Annotated in this window: 17 protein-coding genes and 1 riboswitch; of the genes, 4 read left to right on the top strand and 13 right to left on the bottom strand. The window is 69.6% G+C overall.

What is annotated here, in order from left to right; translation table 11 throughout:
• Positions 1-181: 181 nt before the first annotated feature.
• The 6 genes from ACFVHY_RS13115 to ACFVHY_RS13090 form a co-directional block, all read right to left on the bottom strand.
• Complete coding sequence (locus ACFVHY_RS13115; RefSeq protein WP_058253139.1) at positions 182-892, bottom strand: 1-acyl-sn-glycerol-3-phosphate acyltransferase; 711 nt, start codon at positions 890-892, stop codon at positions 182-184.
• Positions 893-1,046: 154 nt separating this feature from the next.
• Complete coding sequence (locus ACFVHY_RS13110; protein ID WP_058253064.1) at positions 1,047-2,054, bottom strand: ROK family protein; 1,008 nt, start codon at positions 2,052-2,054, stop codon at positions 1,047-1,049.
• Positions 2,054-2,560: a hypothetical protein gene (locus ACFVHY_RS13105; RefSeq protein ID WP_068972086.1), complete on the bottom strand. Its 507-nt coding sequence runs from the start codon at positions 2,558-2,560 to the stop codon at positions 2,054-2,056. Before ACFVHY_RS13105 ends, ACFVHY_RS13110 begins: the two co-directional genes overlap by 1 nt.
• Before the next feature lie 200 nt (positions 2,561-2,760).
• On the bottom strand, positions 2,761-3,990 hold the full coding sequence (locus ACFVHY_RS13100) for an ArsA-related P-loop ATPase (protein WP_137808543.1): 1,230 nt from the start codon (positions 3,988-3,990) through the stop codon (positions 2,761-2,763).
• A gap of 20 nt (positions 3,991-4,010) precedes the next feature.
• A complete protein-coding gene (locus ACFVHY_RS13095) occupies positions 4,011-4,448 on the bottom strand; it encodes an SRPBCC family protein (RefSeq protein WP_058253066.1) in 438 nt (145 codons plus the stop codon).
• Positions 4,448-4,879 (bottom strand): hypothetical protein, encoded by a 432-nt coding sequence (locus ACFVHY_RS13090; protein ID WP_390272335.1) that lies wholly within the window; start codon positions 4,877-4,879, stop codon positions 4,448-4,450. The genes ACFVHY_RS13095 and ACFVHY_RS13090 overlap by 1 nt, the downstream gene beginning before the upstream one ends.
• A 108-nt stretch (positions 4,880-4,987) precedes the next feature.
• On the opposite strand from ACFVHY_RS13090, the gene ACFVHY_RS13085 reads away from it, so the two are divergent.
• Positions 4,988-6,796: an AMP-dependent synthetase/ligase gene (locus tag ACFVHY_RS13085; RefSeq protein WP_390272332.1), complete on the top strand. Its 1,809-nt coding sequence runs from the start codon at positions 4,988-4,990 to the stop codon at positions 6,794-6,796.
• 25 nt (positions 6,797-6,821) lie between these two features.
• Here the strand turns inward: ACFVHY_RS13085 and ACFVHY_RS13080 are convergent, their stop codons facing one another.
• From ACFVHY_RS13080 to ACFVHY_RS13060, 5 genes are all read right to left on the bottom strand, one after another.
• Positions 6,822-7,946, bottom strand: a complete 1,125-nt coding sequence (locus ACFVHY_RS13080) for a glycosyltransferase family 4 protein (RefSeq protein WP_390272330.1) — start codon at positions 7,944-7,946, stop codon at positions 6,822-6,824.
• On the bottom strand, positions 7,946-9,343 hold the full coding sequence (locus tag ACFVHY_RS13075) for a hypothetical protein (protein WP_390272327.1): 1,398 nt from the start codon (positions 9,341-9,343) through the stop codon (positions 7,946-7,948). The genes ACFVHY_RS13080 and ACFVHY_RS13075 overlap by 1 nt, the downstream gene beginning before the upstream one ends.
• A gap of 8 nt (positions 9,344-9,351) precedes the next feature.
• Positions 9,352-10,389 carry an NlpC/P60 family protein gene (locus ACFVHY_RS13070; RefSeq protein WP_068972099.1) on the bottom strand — a complete coding sequence of 346 codons (1,038 nt, stop codon included), beginning with the start codon at positions 10,387-10,389 and terminating at the stop codon, positions 9,352-9,354.
• A gap of 230 nt (positions 10,390-10,619) precedes the next feature.
• Positions 10,620-11,306, bottom strand: a complete 687-nt coding sequence (locus tag ACFVHY_RS13065) for a C40 family peptidase (protein ID WP_068972088.1) — start codon at positions 11,304-11,306, stop codon at positions 10,620-10,622.
• Positions 11,307-11,322: 16 nt separating this feature from the next.
• A riboswitch (cyclic di-AMP (ydaO/yuaA leader) is annotated at positions 11,323-11,555 on the bottom strand.
• A 107-nt stretch (positions 11,556-11,662) separates the two neighbouring features.
• The gene (locus ACFVHY_RS13060; protein WP_223259021.1) at positions 11,663-11,893 is read right to left on the bottom strand and encodes a hypothetical protein; all 231 of its coding nucleotides are present in this window, start codon (positions 11,891-11,893) and stop codon (positions 11,663-11,665) included.
• A gap of 245 nt (positions 11,894-12,138) precedes the next feature.
• Here ACFVHY_RS13060 and ACFVHY_RS13055 point away from each other — a divergent pair, with 245 nt between their 5' ends.
• Both ACFVHY_RS13055 and ACFVHY_RS13050 read left to right on the top strand, forming a co-directional pair.
• Positions 12,139-13,971, top strand: coding sequence for a DEDD exonuclease domain-containing protein (locus ACFVHY_RS13055; protein ID WP_390272324.1), 1,833 nt, complete (start codon positions 12,139-12,141; stop codon positions 13,969-13,971).
• Positions 13,972-13,997: 26 nt separating this feature from the next.
• Positions 13,998-14,276: an Lrp/AsnC family transcriptional regulator gene (locus tag ACFVHY_RS13050; RefSeq protein WP_058253073.1), complete on the top strand. Its 279-nt coding sequence runs from the start codon at positions 13,998-14,000 to the stop codon at positions 14,274-14,276.
• A gap of 46 nt (positions 14,277-14,322) precedes the next feature.
• Here ACFVHY_RS13050 and trpD read toward each other — a convergent pair whose 3' ends face one another.
• Entirely contained in the window at positions 14,323-15,393 is a 1,071-nt protein-coding gene (gene trpD / locus ACFVHY_RS13045; protein WP_390272320.1) for an anthranilate phosphoribosyltransferase, read from the bottom strand.
• A gap of 21 nt (positions 15,394-15,414) precedes the next feature.
• Entirely contained in the window at positions 15,415-15,900 is a 486-nt protein-coding gene (locus tag ACFVHY_RS13040) for a hypothetical protein (protein WP_078112873.1), read from the bottom strand.
• Between the two features lie 153 nt (positions 15,901-16,053).
• Between ACFVHY_RS13040 and ACFVHY_RS13035 the strand changes: the two genes are divergently transcribed.
• Entirely contained in the window at positions 16,054-16,665 is a 612-nt protein-coding gene (locus ACFVHY_RS13035; RefSeq protein ID WP_065630046.1) for a heme-copper oxidase subunit III, read from the top strand.
• Positions 16,666-16,695: the final 30 nt, after the last annotated feature.

Here is a 16,695-nt window from a genome sequence, read left to right as displayed (position 1 = left end):
TGCGGCGGGTGCTCCCCGAGGAGTGCCCGGAGGGCGCAACCAACCACCGCTCCCTGAGGAGCGCCCGGAGCTTGCGGAGGGCGCGTCACGAAGGGTCCTGGTGAGATGCGTCGCCAACCCTTCGTGGCTCGTCGCTAGCGCTCCTCGCACCTCAGGGAGCAGAGGGAGGTCAGAGACTTCCTCAAGCGGCGGCGTCGGCTGCCGGGGGCTCGACCGGCGGGGCCTGGTTCTTGAGACTCGCAGCGTAGACGTCGACGTACTGCTGACCGGAGAGCTGCATCAGCTCGTACATGATCTCGTCGGTGACCGCGCGTTCGATGTAGCGGTTGCCCTCCATGCCCTCATAGCGCGAGAAGTCCAGGGGCTTGCCGATGCGCACCGACACCCGGGTGGGTCGCGGCAGGATGCTGCCCGGCGGGTTGAACTTGTGGGTGTCGATCATCGCGACGGGGATGACCGGCACCCCGGTGTCCATGGCCAGCCGGGCGAGACCGGTCTTCCCCTTGTAGAGACGTCCGTCGGGCGATCGGGTGCCCTCGGGGTACATCCCCATCAGCTTGCCCTTGTCGAGCTGGCGGCGTGCCGCGGTGAGCGCACCCTCGGCGGCCTCGGCCCCCGACCGGTCGATGGGGATCTGACCGACCGCGGTGAAGAACCAGCGCTGGAAGCCACCTTTGAGCCCCGTACCGGTGAAGTACTCGCTCTTGGCGAGGAAGTAGATGCGGCGGTCCACCATCAGCGGCAGGAAGAAGCTGTCCATCACCGCGAGGTGATTGCTCGCCAGGATCGCCGGGCCGTCGGTCGGGATGTTCTCGTGTCCTTCGATCGTCGGCCGGCCGAGGACCCGCAGGATCGGCCCGAGAAAGATGTACTTGAACGCCCAGTACCACATGAGAATCTCCTCGCCGCGTACACCGACCCGATGACCACCGCCGGACAACCGCGCCGCGGAGACCGCGGAACCGAGGAGTGTCCCGACGCCAAGACCTTACCCGCGTCGCACTCTACCGTCCGGCCGGGACTGCTCGGGGTCTCGCCGGGAGCACTCAGAGCCCGGAGACCGGCCGTGTCTCGGGGTGCGGGTCGGCCAGAGGGCGTGCGGCCGTCCGGATCGCCTGTCGCGCAACCTCGGCCGCGCCCACGACGCCGGCGGTCTCGCCGAGCTGGGTACCGCGGATACGCGCGAGCTGACGGTGTCCGGCACCGGTGACCTGGCGGGCGTAGTGCTCCCGGGCCTCGTCGAGGAACAGCCCCGACGCCGCGCCGACGCCGCCGGCCAGGACGATGAGGTCGGGGTCGAAGATGTCGGCGATCATCGCGAGCCCCTGGCCGAGCGACGTCGCGAACCGCGCGAACGCGGCCAGCGCGACGGCGTCCCCGTCGGCGGCCGCGCGGGCGACCCGACGGCCGGTCAGCGACCCGGGGTCCGCAGCGACATCGGCGGCGAGTTGGCTGCGCCCCCAGTCGCCGTCGGCGAGCAACTCGACCACGGTGTCCACGAGTGCTGTGCCGCTGCAGTACCGCTCCCAGCAGCCGCGTTTGCCACAGGCACAGGCGCGCCCGTCGGGGACGATCGTCAGATGTCCGAGTTCCGGTGCGACGCCGTAACTTCCGCGATAGATCTCCCCGTCGATCACGAACCCGGCGCCGATCCCGGTCCCGATCGCGAGGACGACGGTGTTGTGTCCACGGGCCGCCGCGCCGAACCGCCATTCGGCCACCGCGGCGGCGTTGGCGTCGTGTTCGGCGAAGACCGGGATCCCGACGCGGCGGGTCATCTCCTCGGCGACCGGCGCCTCGCGCCAGGGCAGATGCGGCGCGAACCGGACGATGCTGCGGTCGGTGGTCAGGAAGCCGGCGATCGCGAGCCCGACGGCCTTCGCGTCCCAGCGCGAGGTCAGTTCGCCGACCAACCGGTCCAGGCAGTGCTCGAGCGCGGCCGCGGTCGGCGGGGTCTGCGCGCGGAGGGTGTCGAGCATCGTCCCCCGGTCGTCGACCACCGAGGCGCGCACGCTGGTGCCGCCGATGTCGATGCCGATCGTCAGGTCGCCCATCAGTTCTCCTGCCCGGGGCCGGGTTCGGGGGGCGGCGTGGCCCGCCGTGAGGCATCACCGCGTCGCGGTGTGCCGGCCTCGCGCCCGGCGGCCGGTCCGTTGAATCGCACCGCGATCGGTTCGTACTGGCGTGGTGACGCCGATGAGGTCGGCGACGAACGCAGCGCCTCGGCGATGGCCTCGAGTACGGCGATGACCGCGGCGATCAGCCGGGCGACCAGATCGCCGATCTCGGCGAGCAACGAGGTGATCTCCCCCGACGCCCCGGAGAGCGCATGTCCGAGCGGACCACCGTCGGCGAAAGCGGCGAAACCGGGGCGCGTCCCCGTTGCGTCCGCACCACCGGCGGTGGCCGACTGCGGAGCCGGCGCGAAGAGCGCGGCCAGGTGGTCGATCTGGGCGGCCAGTCCGAGCAGCAGGTCGCGCACCGGATCGGCGGGTCCGTCGCGACGCCCGTCCGCGGACCCGTCACCGGCCTGCCGGAACGTCTCGTCGTCCGTGCCCATCGCCAACTCTCCCCTTCTCCCGGCCCCGCGCGAACACCCACCCGCGTGTCTGTCGTCGGGGTCATCGGCACCGTACCCTGCCGTCTCGAACGGTGCGGTCTGGCGAACGTACCCCGCCCGGGCGGGATCATTCCACCATCGCCGTCCCACCTGGCCGTCGGAACTGTGGGCTGCGTCGACGTTCAGGCCGGGAAACCGGCTCAGTTCTGCGGCCGGGGCCACACCGCCGGATCGGGGACGAAGCCGATGCCCAGGGTCGTGCCGTCCCAGTCGGCGTCGACGACCGTGCAGCGCCGAAGCACCGACGGCAGCCGCACCGGATGGCGGAATCCCGCGATCGTCACCAGGAGGTCGTCTCCGCTGCGCCCGAGCGCCAGCGAATCCGGTTCCGGTAAGCGCTGCGGCCAGGACAACCGGTACACCGGACCGGCCGGCTTGCCGCTCACGCGCCCCTGGCCCGCCTCGACCTCTGCCGCGGCCGAACCCCGGGGGACGCCGTGCGGTGCCGGCAACGAGACCGAGAGCTTGCGGAGCCGCGCCATGCGATCGATCGCACCGGGCGACTTCTCGACCACCTCGACGACGACGGATCGCGAACCGTCGGAACCGGCGAGTTCGGCCCGCACCATGTCCGCGACCTCGGCCGCCGGTTCGGCGCCGACGCCCGCGTTGACCTGGACCGAGGCCAGCGGCAGGCCCATGAGGTCGGCGGCGGCGAGATGGTGGCCGGTGAGTCGTCGGCTCCGGTCGTCGGCGGCGAGAACGAGGTGCACCGCCACCGCATGCGGATCGGCGAACAGTTCGGCGATGTCGAGGCAGTCCCGGTCGATGGCGTCGACCGCGGCCGTCAATTGCGCGACCATCGGACGCTCGGAGGCCATCGCGAGGCGTCGGTGACGCGGCCAGAACCGGTTGAGGGCCTGGCTGAGAACTGCTCCGCCACGGAGGAACTGGAGTGGGTCACCACACCCGGAACAGTCGACGACGATCCGCTGCCACCGGCCGCTGATCGCCTCGTCCCGGATACGGCGCAGGAGGAGGAAGTCGTCGATCCCGGGCAACGAGGTGAGCTCGGCGGCATCGATCCCGGCCAGGGTGCCGACGCCGGGCAGGGCCGTCTTGCTGCGGCTCACGGTGTGCTCGAGCACCTCGACGAACGCCGACCATGTGCGTTCGGTGAGGTCCAGTCGGTCCAGGGTCAACAGGTGCAGGTATTTGGACACGGCGACGGGCTCGCCGGGCCGGCGGTACACCCGTGCCCAGTCGGGAACCGGCGACCAGCGGTCGACGGTGATGAGGAGCGTGTCGGATTCGGCTGCCGACAGGCCCGACCGGGGCACGGCCCGGGCCGCCCGGGAGGTGCCGGGACGCTGGGTCGCGCCGGCGGCCGCGACCGCGGAGACACCGGAACCCCCCGGCCCGAGCACGATGTGGATGGGTGTGAGATCGATCAGCCTTCGACCCTCTTCTTGAGGTCGTTCAGCGCGGCATCGGTGATCGCCTTCTCGGCTCGTCGCTTCAGCTGCCCGATCATGGGCACCTGCAGGTCCACCATGAGTTCGTAGGTCACCTTCGTCGATCCCGGGACCTGTTGGGTCAACACGTATCGTCCGCGCTGATCCTTCTGCAGATCGCTCGACACCAGGCGCCACGACACCGCGGGGGCATTCCGATCCCATTCGTAGGCAAGCACATACGTGTCCTGGAGGACACCGGCATCGAGCACGAACCGGACCTCGAGGGCGCGGCCGGCTTCATCCGTGCGCAGCACCTCGACCTCGCGGGCGGCGGTCACCCACTCCGGGTAGTGCTCGAAGTCGGCGATGACGGCGAGGATGGCGTCGGCGTCGGCGCCGATGACGATGTCGCGTTCGGTGTGGTCGGCCATCACCGCATCCCGGCCGACTCGTGACCGGCGGCGGGACCACCGACGACACGGCCCTTCTCCAGCAGTCGTTTGACCTCGAAGGAGACCTCTTTGCCAGTCACGCGGCGCAGCTTGTTCTCCTCGGCCAGCACGTCGGCGCGGGTGCGGGGATCGTCGGGCAGCGGACCGGTGGGTTCGGCGTGGAGGAAGTAGTGGAGCACGAAGCCGTCGAGGACCGCCTCGTTCCAGATCTCCATCGTCCCCGACACCGGACCCGCGACCTGCCAGCGCACGCCCTGCTCGCCCCGATCCTCGGTGACCGCCAGACGCAGGTCCGGCCACCACCGGCGCCAGTTGGCGGGGTCGCCGATCACGGCGGTCGCCGACGGCGGCGCCGCGGCGACGAAGACCTCGTCGGCCACCTGGATGCTCGTCACGCCCACTAGCTTCACATACTCGTGTCGGCGCAGGGTAGTGCACCCGAAACCGACGTCGCGATGAGTCCGATTCCGTGTCGGGGATACGATTCGGTGACTGATGTCTACTGGAGGGTAACCACGATGGGCGAGTACAGCGTGCCCGCGAAGTTCTCGATCGGCGACGACGAGAACTGCACGAACATCATCTTCGGCCTGGCGCAGCGATCACCGCAGCACATCGTGTTCCGCCACAAGCAAGGCGACCGGTGGGAGCCGATCACCGCCGCCGAGGCCGCGTCCCGCATCTCCGCCATCGCCAAGGGCCTGATCGCCTCCGGCGTCAACCCCGGGGACCGGGTTGCGCTGCTGTCGCGCACCCGCCTCGAGTGGAATCTCTTCGACTTCGCGATCTGGTCCGCGGGCGCGATCACCGTGCCCATCTACGATTCGTCCTCCGCCGGCCAGATCGAATGGATCATGCAGGATTCCGGTGCGGTCGCGATCGTCCTGGAGGACGACGGACATCGCGCCGAGTTCGAGTCCATCGACTCCCTGACCACGCCGGTGACCGTCTTCCAGATCGACCGCACCGACGGGCCGGGTGCCGTCGGTGAGCTCGTCGCCGCCGGTGCCGACGTCCACGACGACGAGGTCGCGGCCCGCCGGGCCACCGTCAAGGCCGCCGACCCGGCGACGCTGATCTACACCTCGGGGACCACCGGACGGCCCAAGGGCTGCGAACTCACCCACGCCAACATGCTGTCGGAGGTGCGGGCGGTCCTCGCCGGCGACATCCTCGATCAGGTCATCGCCCGCGACGAGAAGCGTCTGCTGATGTTCCTGCCCCTCGCCCACGTCCTCGCGCGCGCCATCACTCTCGTCGCGATCGAGGCCGGCGCCGAAGTCGGGCACACGAGCGACATCCCGAACCTCGTCGACGAATTCGCCGCCTTCAAACCGTCGCTCATCCTGTCCGTGCCGCGCGTGTTCGAGAAGGTCTACAACACCGCCCGCCAGAAGGCCCACGACGGCGGCAAGGGCAAGATCTTCGACGCCGCGTCCGAGACCGCGATCGCGTACTCGCAGGCGAAGGAGAAGGGGCAGGTCGGTCTCGCACTGAAGGTCAAGCACGGCGTCTTCGACGCGCTCGTCTACAAGAAGCTCCGGGCCGCCCTCGGCGGCGAGTGCCAGTTGGCGATCTCCGGTGGCGCGCCGCTCGGCGCCCGACTGGGCCACTTCTTCTCCGGCGTCGGCGTGCCGGTGTACGAGGGCTACGGCCTGACCGAGACCACGGCCGCGTTCAGCGTGAACACGCCGTCGGCGTCGAAGATCGGCAGCGTCGGAAAACCGTTGTCGGGCAATTCCGTTCGGATCGGTGACGACGGTGAGGTGCTGTTGCGCGGCGGGGTCGTCTTCACCGAGTACTGGCAGAACCCCGAGGCGACCGCGTCCGCGGTCGTCGACGGCTGGTTCCATACCGGCGACCTCGGCACCGTCGACGCCGACGGCTTCATCACCATCACCGGCCGCAAGAAGGAACTGATCGTGACCGCGGGCGGCAAGAACGTCTCCCCCGCCGGACTCGAGGACGTCATCCGCGCCAACGCCCTGATCTCGCAGGCCACCGTCGTCGGTGACGCGAAACCGTTTGTGGCCGCCCTGATCACGATCGATCCGGAGGCGTTCCCGGCGTGGAAGGAGCGCACCGGCAAGCCCGCGTCCGCGACGGTCGCCGACCTCGCCGACGACGCCGACCTGCGCGCCGAGGTCCAGTCGGCCGTCGACCTCGCCAACAAGACGGTGTCGCATTCAGAGGCCATCAAGAAGTTCCGCATCCTGCCGACTGACTTCACCGAGGAGACCGGCGAGATGACGCCGACCCTCAAGGTCAAGCGCAACGTCGTCGTGGAGAAGTTCGCCGGCGACATCGAGGCGATCTACCAGCGGTGAGCTCCCCGCCGGCGCCGGTTGCTCCTCAGAGCAACTGGCGCAGGCGGGCCGCCATCTGGCTCCACTGCCAGTTCTCGACGACGTAACGCCGTCCGGCCCGGCCCATCTCGGCCGCGGCCGGGCGATCACCGAGGATCGCCAGGATCGCCAGGGCGACCGCGTCGACATCGGTCCCGTCGACGGCCGTGCCGGTGACCCCTTCCTCGATGGTCTCCGGCGCCCCACCGGACAACCCGGCGACCACGGGCACGCCCGACGCCGATGCCTCCAGGTAGACGATCCCCAGGCCTTCGACGTCCAGCCCGCGTCCCCTCGTCCGGGACGGCATCGCAAAGACGTCTGCGATGTTGTGGTACGCCGCGAGGTCGTCGGCGGGCACCGAGCCGGTGAAGATTACATGGTCGGCCACCCCGGTGTCGACCGCGAGGTCGCGCAGGGTCTTCCCGTAGGGACCACCGCCGACGATGACCAGCGTCGCGTCGGGGATGGTGCGTCGGATCAGCGGCAGCGCGCGGATCAACACATCCTGGCCCTTACGGGGCACCAGCCGCGACAGGCAGAGGATCGTCGGACGCTCCCCGAGGTCGAGACGTTCGCGAAACCGCTGTCGCAGCACCGGATCCGGGGCGAACCGCTCGGTGTCGACGCCAGGGGGCAGGTGTTCCAGGGCCGCGCGGGCGCCGAAGGCCGACGCGAACCGGCCGCGGGTGTATCGGCTGACGAAGGTGATCACATCGGTGTGGCGGCCGATGTGCCCGAGCACCTGCCGCGCGCCCGGCAGCATCGACCACCCGACCTCGTGACCGTGCGTGCTGGCGATGATCCGCTGGGCGCCCGCGCGACGCATCGCCGGCGCCAGCACGGCCAGCGGCGCGGCCGCGCCGAACCACACCGTCGAGATCTGTTCGCGGCGCACGATCTCCGCGGCACGCCGCGCCACGAACGGGGTGGGGAGCATGAGCGTCGTCGGGTGCCGGTACACCCGATACGGGGCGGCCGCGTCGAACTTCTCGTGCGAGTCATTACGCCAGCGCGGCGCGTAGACGACCACGTCCTCCGGCGGCAGCAGGTCCACCAGATTCTGCAGGTAGGACTGGATCCCGCCCGGACGGGGCGGAAAGTCGTTGGTGAGCAACAACGTTCGAGACATCAACGGGCCTGCACTTCGAGCCACCGCTGCCATCCCGCGACCAGTTCGGCACGCGTCAGCCCGAGACTCGAGGCGATCGCCGCGTCCTGCGCCGCGGGCAGGGCCGACGCCGCGACGCCCATGTACATCTTCTTCAGCCGCGCCTCGTCGAATCGATCGGCGACGTAGGCGGCCAGCGACCACGCACTCTGATAAGCCACCTGTGAAGTCTGACCGTCCATCGCGAAGTCGGTGTCGGCGGGTGGCCCGGTCGGAATTCGACCGGCACGCACGGACGCGATCAGGTCGGGTGCGGCATCCGCGACCCTCGTGTGAGTCCCGTTGCGCCCGACGTATTCGGCCACGCCCTCGGTGATCCAGAGCGGCGCGTCGAGCGCGGTGTGAACGCGGGCCGCGACATGGGTCAACTCGTGCCGGAGAACCACCGCGAGCGTCGGTGCGGCGAGTTCCCGGGCCGCCGGGGTCAGGATGATGCGCTGTCCGGTCGCGGTGCGCTGGACCAGGTCGAGGCTGCTGAACACGGTCGCGGCCGCCGCGGTCCCGGTCGCCGCTCGGCCCTCGGGTACGAGGGCGGCGAACTCGTCGTCGGTCGCCGTGGCGACCACGACGGCGCGGCGATCCCAATCGTCGCCCCAGAAGTCACTGACCGCGTCCACCGCCCCGGGCAGCTCCCGCTGCAGCGTCGCCACCGTCGAAGACGTTCGGGGATACGAGGCGACCACCGACGTGCCGCCTGCGGTCGCGGTGTCGGCCACCTGGAGTCCGGGCAGCTCCCACATCTGAGTAGGTGCGGGTTCTCCTCCCAGGGCCGTGGCGTCTCCGACGAGGCGCCAGGCCTCGCCGTAGCGGGCGACCACGAACTGGGTGCCGACGACCACCTCGGCCTCGTCGACTCCCGGGACCCCCTCGCCGCCGAGCGCATAGCGCAACTCCACCGGAGCGACCCACGAGTCCGAACTCCCCCCGGCATCGAGGAGCTCCTGCAACTCACCGGGTACGAGCACCTCCGCCTCTTCGGTGGGCGCAAGCTGATAGCCGAACCGTGCGAACCGCAGGGTGCCGCTGCGGCCGTTCCGCGGCGTGAACCGGCTGGGCGCGAAACCCGCGGCGGCCGTGACGAATCTGTCCTTGAACGCCGGGGTGGCAGCGGTGTCGACGAGGGGGCCGATCGCCCGCACATCCCCGGAACGCACCGCTTCGGTGAGCGCGTCGAGCAACCGCGTCACGCCCGCCGCTCGATCACGCTCATAGACGTTGACCGCTGGGCTCGACGACACGGGCGCGGCGGACGAGCCGGGCCCGTCGGGCACATCGACCGTGCCGCACGCGGTGGCAACTGCGATGACCAGAACGACCACGGCCGAGACGAGGCCGGCGCGCCCGCGCGGTGAGGTCACCGGCGGGACTAGAACCGGCGGGCAGAGTTGTACGGTCCGGCCTCGTCGAGCGGCTCGACCTTGACCGGCACGCCGAAGGTCGAGGCGTGGATGACATAGCCGTCACCGACGTACATACCGACGTGATGGGCATCGGGATAGTAGATGACCAGGTCACCGGGCTTGAGATCGTTCTTCTCGACCGGCTGACCGCCGGCCATCTGCGCCTGACTCGATCGCGGGATGGTCTTGCCGGCCTGCCGGAACGCCCACACCATGAGTCCCGAGCAGTCGAACGAATTCGGTCCGGTGGCGCCCCACACGTAGGGGTCACCGATCCGGGTGAGCGCGGCGTGGGTGGCGATCAGTCCGGCGGCGGTGCCCTTGGGCACCAGTCGCGGATCGAAGTCGAAGGTCGGACCGCGCAGAGCCGCCAACTGCTTGCCGGTCATCGACTTGTAGATCGACCGGATCTGGATCGCCTGGAGCTGCAGGTCGGCTTGCTTCGTCTGGAGGTCACCACGGACCCGTTCGGCGCGGGAGACCGCCTCGGAGGCGGCCACCGCCGTGCGCTCGGCATCCTTCTTCGCGATGGCGGTCCTGGCCCGTACCTTCTTGATCGCGGTCAGGTCCACCGACGCCTGACGCGAGATCATGTCGAGACCCGACATCTGGTCCAGGAGCGCCTGCGGGGAGTCGCTGACCATCACGGCGTACAGCCCGCTGACCCGCGCGCCCTGATAGCTGGCGCGGACGATCGCGTCGACTCGGTTCTGGTGCACGGCGAGCTGGGCGCGGCTGGTGTCCAGCGTCTGCTGCGCCTCGGCCGCGGCTTTCTTGGCCGCCGCCACGATGCCGCGCTGCTTGTCGTACTCGATCTTGGCGTTGTGCATCGCCTCGGTGGTCTTCTCCGCGTCGATGCCCAGTTGCTTGTAGCGGTCGAGCAGCTGATCGGCCGAGCGCGCAGGCACCGCACGGGCGTCCCCGACGCCGCCGGCGACGGTCGGTGCCAGAACGGCGAACGCCGACAGGACACAGAGCGCCACCATCAGCGGACCCGAACGCATCCTCGGCCGCGTCGCGCGACCACGCCCCTCCCCGATCAGCACGGTCTACTCACTCCCTCGTGTGTGCTCGTCGATCCCTGAGCATCCCGGGCCCCTGCACCCGTACCCCGCGTCCCGTCGACCACCCTAGGCGGCCGACCGGCCCCCGGGACTGGTTCGGGCGGATCGCAATCCACGCGATCCGCCCGTCCAGAGACCTTCGTGCTCAGTCTGTTCGTGTTCAGTTGTCGTCAGTACCGACGGATGCCCGTCAGGGTCCACTCCTTGACGGCGTCGCGCTTGACCGGCGTGCCGTAGTTGGACGAGTGGACGAACTGACCGTTGCCGACGTAGATGCCGGCGTGGCCGCCACCGTTGAAGATCATGACGTCGCCGGGCTTGGCCTCGGAGTACGACACCGCGCGTCCGCCGCCGAGCTGGCCGTAGCTGTCGCGCGGGATGTTCTTGCCGGCCTGCTTGTAGGACCAGTAGACGAGGCCCGAGCAGTCGAATGCGTTGGGGCCGGCGGAGCCGTAGGAGTACGGCGCACCGATCTTGCTCTCGGCGGCCTTCACGGCCTTCTGACCGGCGGTCAGCTGCGGCTGGCCCAGGGGCGCGCCGCCACCCTGCGGGCGGAACTGCTGCGGGATCTGCTCCGGCGCGATACCCGGCACGGTGAACTGCCCCAGGTTGGGGATCTCGACCGTGGCGGCGGGCGACTTCTTCACCGGCGTGGCCTCAGGCGCGGGCTTGGCCTCCGGGGCCTTCGCGCCGGGCAGGGCCGGGATCTCGAAAGTGCCCAGCGGGGTGTGGACCGGGGCGGCGAGAGCAGGGCCGGCGGCTGCGGCGAGCGAACCGAGTGTGATCGATCCAGCGATCACCGCCTTCTTGGCGACCGTGCTGCCACGATTGGGCTGTTCCAAACGATGTTTGGCCACGAAGCGAGTTCTCCTTCAGATCTTCCTCTACCGCCGACCGAGTTAGCTGTCGGGTTCGGGCCGGAAGAGTGGCCCTACACGTTTTTCGCGCATGAGGTATCCACTGGACACTCATGCGTGGCAACGCGATTCACCCCGATTCGGATCGGCTTCGACCGAGTCGCATCAGTGGTGATGCGCTCCGACGAGCCCGTCCGAAGGTTGTGGTTCCCCGGTTCGCCCGCGAGGGCGATTGAGCGGTGACTACTGCGGACCACTTCTGTTGAAGCGGGACGCTCCGCAAAGGTCTCAGAAAGGTTACGAAATCGGATGCGCTCTGTCCACCAGGCGACAGACAGCCAAACCTCGGCCGCTTCTCAGCCTGCCCTGAGGACGGTCACAGAGGCGCGTCGATCCGGCACCTGAACTGCGGTTTTGGCGGATCTTGCAGATCGTGCAGCGGCGCTGGTCACCATTGCAGCAGCCTGCAGAACGTCGATGGCGAGGTCCAGTTCGGCATCCGCGTCCGAGGTGGCCGCCGTTACCGAAACTCCACCTTCGTGCGGCATATCGTCCCAGCTCGGACCACCAAACAGCACTGTCATCATGCACCCGTCGCAAGCGACGGGACGAGCCGGGCAGCGCGCACAATCGACGTACATAATGTGATCTCCATCTCATCTGGCGAGGGCGGGCCGCGTCGGCCCCGTTACGGGTCGTTGTGACCGTGAGAAGACCGCATTTCTCACGTCCAGGTGGAGACTAGGGGCGCCCACCGACAAGTCCGTCGAACAGCGATCGACACAGCAGTCACACGGGTCACACGACACGATGTCGGAGCGTCGCGGTCGCGATGTCGGTGGATCGAACTAGTGTTCGCCGGGTGACGCAGACCAGCGTGGACGGCTCGCCCGCGGGGCAGCTCACCTTCGCCGACCTGGAGGCCGCCGACCAGGGGGCCACGGGTGAGACGTCGAACGAGTTCAGCGACCGGTCGCTCTTCGAGACGACCCTCGTCGTCGTCGACCTCGAGACCACCGGGTCCGACCCGGTCCGCGACCGGATCACCGAGATCGGCGCGGTCAAGATCCGCGGCGGCGAGGTGGTCGGCGAGTTCGCCACGCTGGTCGACCCCGGCCGGCCGATCCCCCCGCAGATCGTGACCCTCACCGGCATCACCACCGCGATGCTGACCGACGCCCCCCGGATCGAGTCGGTGCTGCCGTCGTTCTTCGAGTTCGCCCGCGGCTCGATCCTGGTGGCCCACAACGCTCGTTTCGACATGGGTTTCCTCCGGCAGAACGCGATCCGGCTCCACCTGCCGTGGACGTTCAGCCTCAGCCTGTGCACGGTGACCATGGCCCGGCGCATCCTCAGCCGTGACGAGGCGCCGACGGTCAAGCTCAGCGCGCTCGCCGACCTGTTCGACGTCTCCGTGCGGCCCACCCACCGGGCGCTCGACGATGCGCGCGCCACGGTGGAGGTCTTCCACCGGCTCCTCGAGCGCGTCGGCAATCAGGGCATCGCGACCGTCGGCGACCTGACGTCGTATCTCCCGAAGACCGACCCGCGCCTGCGCGCCAAACGCGCACTCGCCGACCATGTCCCGGCCCGCCCCGGGGTGTACCTGTTCCGCGGCCCGTCGAACGAGGTCCTCTACGTGGGCACCGCGGTGGACCTCCGCCGCCGGGTCCGGTCGTACTTCAGTGGCAACGACCCGCGCCGCCGCATCGCGGAGATGGTGCTCCTCGCCCAACGGGTCGATGTCGTGGAATGTTCCCACGCCCTGGAGGCCGCCGTCCGCGAACTCCGGCTCCTCGGCGCGCACGCACCCGCGTACAACCGACGATCGACCCAGCCGCACAAGGGTTGGTGGGTGACCCTGACCGAGGAACGCTTCCCCCGGCTCAAGGTCAGCCGCACACCCACCGACGAGTCGATCGGCCCGGTGGGCAACCGCAACAACGCGGCGACCGTCGCCGACGTGATCTCGGCGGCCGCCGGTCTGCGCACGTGCACGACACGGCTCGGCGCGACGGGCTACCACTGGTGTCCCGAGGCCGACGGGAGGCGGCGGCCGGGGTCCTGCCGGGCGGCCACGACCCATCCGCAGACGGTGCCGGACTACTCTCCCCGGGTCACCGCGGCCCGCCGGCTCATGCGAGGTGAGGCCGACGAACTCCTCGACGGCCTCACCGCGCGTCTCGCCGACCTCGCCCAGGCCCACATGTTCGAGACCGCGGCGCGGCATCGGGACCGTCTCGCGCTCACGATCGACGCCCTCGCCCGCTGCCAGCGACTGGCGGCGCTGTGCGCGATCGCCGAGATCGTGGTCGCCCGGCCCGACGGTGAACGCGGCTGGCAGTTCGCGGTCATCCGGTACGGACGTCTCGCCGCCGCCGGGCGCGCTCGACGCGGCGTCTCGCCCATGCCCGTCGTCGACGCGCTCGTCGCAGCCGCGGAGACCGTGTTACCGGGCCCCGGCCCGCTGCGGGGCGCGCCGGCCGAGGAGGTCGGCCTCGTGTACCGCTGGATGACCGAACCGGGCGCGCGCATCGTGTCGACGAGTGAGCCGGTCGCCCTGCCCGCCGGCTCGGCCGAACGCCGGCTCGGCTGGTCGCAGACGGCGCACGACGCACGTGCGGCCAGACCCGTCGCCGACTCTCGCACACGGCAGGCGAGCTGAGGGCCACGCACCACTAGGCTGGCGGCATGATCACCGCCATCGTCCTCATCCAGGCCGACATCCACCGGATCCCGGAGACCGCCCAGGCCGTCGCCGACATCCCCGGGGTCGAAGAGGTGTACTCCTGTGCGGGCGACGTCGATCTGATCGCGAAGATCCGGGTCCGTGACCACGAACAGATCGCGACGGTCGTCACCGGCCAGATCAACCGGCTACCCGGGGTTCTCAAGAGCGCGACACACATCGCGTTCCGCAGCTACTCCAGCTCCGACGTCGAGGGCGGTTTCTCCATCGGCGAGAACTGACCCGCCGAACACTGAGCCCCACAAGGATTTCGGGGCAGCGTGACCGTCAGGCGGGCGCGGCGAGCCGGCCGCTGAGCTCGGCCCACCGCTGCAGCAGGTCGGCGGCGGCACCGTTGTCGATCGCATCGGCCGCCCGCTCCTTCGCGGCGCCGAGGGCATCGGTGAGTTCCGCCGAGCTCATCGGCGCCTCCTGCTCGAACGCGACAATGGCCCCGGCCGAGTTCAGCAGCACCGCGTCCCGGACCGGGCCCGTGGTCCCGGCCAGCAACTCACGGGCGATCGCGGCGTTGACCGTCGCGTCTCCCCCTTGCAGGGCGGAGAGTTCCACGCGCGCGATCCCCAGATCCGTCGGATCGACGGTGAGTTCGTTCACCTGCCCGGCGACGACCTGCCAGACCGTCGACGTGGTGGTGGTCGTCAGTTCGTCGAGCCCGTCGTCGCCGCGGACCACCAGCGCGGAGCCGCCGCGCTCGGCGAAGGCCCGCGCCAGAACTGGCGCGAGATCGGCGAAGGCGCAGCCGATCAGTCCCCGGCTGGGTGTCGCCGGGTTGGTCAGCGGCCCCAGCACGTTGAAGACCGTTGGGATGCCGATCTCCTTGCGCGGCGGACCGGTGAAGCGGAAGGCCGGATGGAACACCGGCGCGAAGCAGAAGCCGATCCCGAGTTCCTCAACGCACTGCGCGACCGCGGCGGCATCGAGGGAGATGTCGACACCAAGCGCCTCCAGCACGTCGGCGCCGCCGCTCTTCGACGACGCCGCACGGTTGCCGTGCTTGACCACCGCGACGCCCGACGCTGCGATCACGATCGACGTCATCGTGGAGATGTTCACCGTGTGAGATCGGTCGCCGCCGGTCCCCACGACGTCGACGGCCGGGCGAGTGACGTCCACGAGCGTCGCGTGGTCGAGCATCGCGCGCGACAACCCGAGGAGCTCGGCCGGTGCGGCACCCTTCATCTTCACGCCGACGCCGAACGCGGCGATCTGGGCTCCGGTCGCACTGTCGGTCATGATCTCGTTCATCGCCCACGCGGCCTCGTCGGCGTCGAGGTCGAGGCGATCGGTGACCTTGCCGAGGATCTGCGGCCAGCTGAAGTCAGACTGTGCGGTGCTCACGGGGAGTCAGCATATTCGTGTTCAGAGCGGCGGCCGCTGGAGGACGGCCCACTCGCGTGCGAATCCGCCGTGCCGCGAACCGAGGCTCGCCATCCGGGACCGTTCCTGCGACAGATGCATCGCGTCGAGCAGCTGGACCCGCGCCAGGACCAGGACCACGAGCCGATCGTCGCGCGGCGCCGGCCTCGGCCCCCAGCGTTCGTCGTCGACGGACTCGTAACCGTCGAGCGCGGCCACCGCGGCCGCGGCGGCCCGCCGGTCGGGTGGCACCTCGACGACGTGCCGGAGGATCACCTCGTCCGCGGCTCGCCACGACGACGCGTCGAGGGCCACCGAACTCGCGATGGCGTCATCGTCGGACCGGGCCACCACCTCCACCCGCTCGTCCAGCGTCAGGGGACCGGCGCCGGCACGCGGGCGCAGCCGTGAGCGGAGCCGCGCCAGGCGACCCTGCTCGACGACTCGGCCGTTGAGATCACGGGGGCCGGGCGGCGCCGAACTGGACATGAACACACGGTAGCGAGCCGGGCGTCCGCCACACCCTTCCCGGACACGCCGAGGGTCACCCGATTCGGGCCCGGACCTGCGACGAGAAAAATAGTCGGGGGCAATTTCCGACCCGGGTGGCCACGGCTTACTACGAACCGTCATACTTCACTTGTGACAAGCGCTGTAGGTACCTCAGGAACAGCCATCACCTCGCGCGTGCACTCGCTGAACCGGCCCAACATGGTCAGCGTCGGCACGATCGTGTGGCTGTCCAGTGAGCTCATGTTCTTCGCTGGCCTCTTCGCGATGTATTTCGTCGCTCGTGCCAACTCCGCCGTCGGCTGGCCGCCGCCACCGACCGAGCTGAATCTCGCCCTCGCCATCCCGGTGACGACGATTCTCATCCTGTCGTCGGTGACGTGCCAGATGGGTGTCTTCGCCGCTGAGCGCGGTGACGTCTTCGGCCTCCGCCGCTGGTACGTCATCACCCTCATCATGGGAACGATCTTCGTGATCGGGCAGGCGTACGAGTACACCGTGCTGGTCGGCCACGGCACGACCCTCGCGTCGGATGCGTACGGCTCGGTCTTCTACATGACGACCGGGTTCCACGGCCTCCACGTGATCGGCGGTCTGATCGCGTTCGTGTATCTGCTCATCCGGACCAAGCTGTCGAAGTTCACGCCGGCGCAGGCAACCGCGGCCATCGTCGTCTCCTACTACTGGCATTTCGTCGACATCGTGTGGATCGGGCTGTTCGTCACGATCTACTTCATCCGATGACGCCGGCCCGTTCCACCACGACCGAGCGCA

It is taken from the genome of Gordonia sp. NPDC127522 (assembly GCF_042672305.1).
Lineage (GTDB): Bacteria > Actinomycetota > Actinomycetes > Mycobacteriales > Mycobacteriaceae > Gordonia > Gordonia hongkongensis.
Note: the sequence above shows the minus strand (reverse complement) of the source record. Positions and strands in the feature narration are given on the sequence as shown.

Excerpts from the sequence above, each read along its gene's own strand:
- ACFVHY_RS13115 (WP_058253139.1), bottom strand. The coding sequence starts at position 892 with ATGTGGTACTGGGCGTTCAAGTACATCTTTCTCGGGCCGATCCTGCGG.
- ACFVHY_RS13110 (WP_058253064.1), bottom strand. The coding sequence starts at position 2,054 with ATGGGCGACCTGACGATCGGCATCGACATCGGCGGCACCAGCGTGCGC.
- ACFVHY_RS13105 (WP_068972086.1), bottom strand. The coding sequence starts at position 2,560 with ATGGGCACGGACGACGAGACGTTCCGGCAGGCCGGTGACGGGTCCGCG.
- ACFVHY_RS13095 (WP_058253066.1), bottom strand. The coding sequence starts at position 4,448 with ATGGCCGACCACACCGAACGCGACATCGTCATCGGCGCCGACGCCGAC.
- ACFVHY_RS13085 (WP_390272332.1), top strand. The coding sequence starts at position 4,988 with ATGGGCGAGTACAGCGTGCCCGCGAAGTTCTCGATCGGCGACGACGAG.
- ACFVHY_RS13080 (WP_390272330.1), bottom strand. The coding sequence starts at position 7,946 with ATGTCTCGAACGTTGTTGCTCACCAACGACTTTCCGCCCCGTCCGGGC.
- ACFVHY_RS13070 (WP_068972099.1), bottom strand. The coding sequence starts at position 10,389 with ATGCGTTCGGGTCCGCTGATGGTGGCGCTCTGTGTCCTGTCGGCGTTC.
- ACFVHY_RS13060 (WP_223259021.1), bottom strand. The coding sequence starts at position 11,893 with ATGATGACAGTGCTGTTTGGTGGTCCGAGCTGGGACGATATGCCGCAC.
- ACFVHY_RS13055 (WP_390272324.1), top strand. The coding sequence starts at position 12,139 with ATGTCGGTGGATCGAACTAGTGTTCGCCGGGTGACGCAGACCAGCGTG.
- ACFVHY_RS13050 (WP_058253073.1), top strand. The coding sequence starts at position 13,998 with ATGATCACCGCCATCGTCCTCATCCAGGCCGACATCCACCGGATCCCG.
- ACFVHY_RS13040 (WP_078112873.1), bottom strand. The coding sequence starts at position 15,900 with ATGTCCAGTTCGGCGCCGCCCGGCCCCCGTGATCTCAACGGCCGAGTC.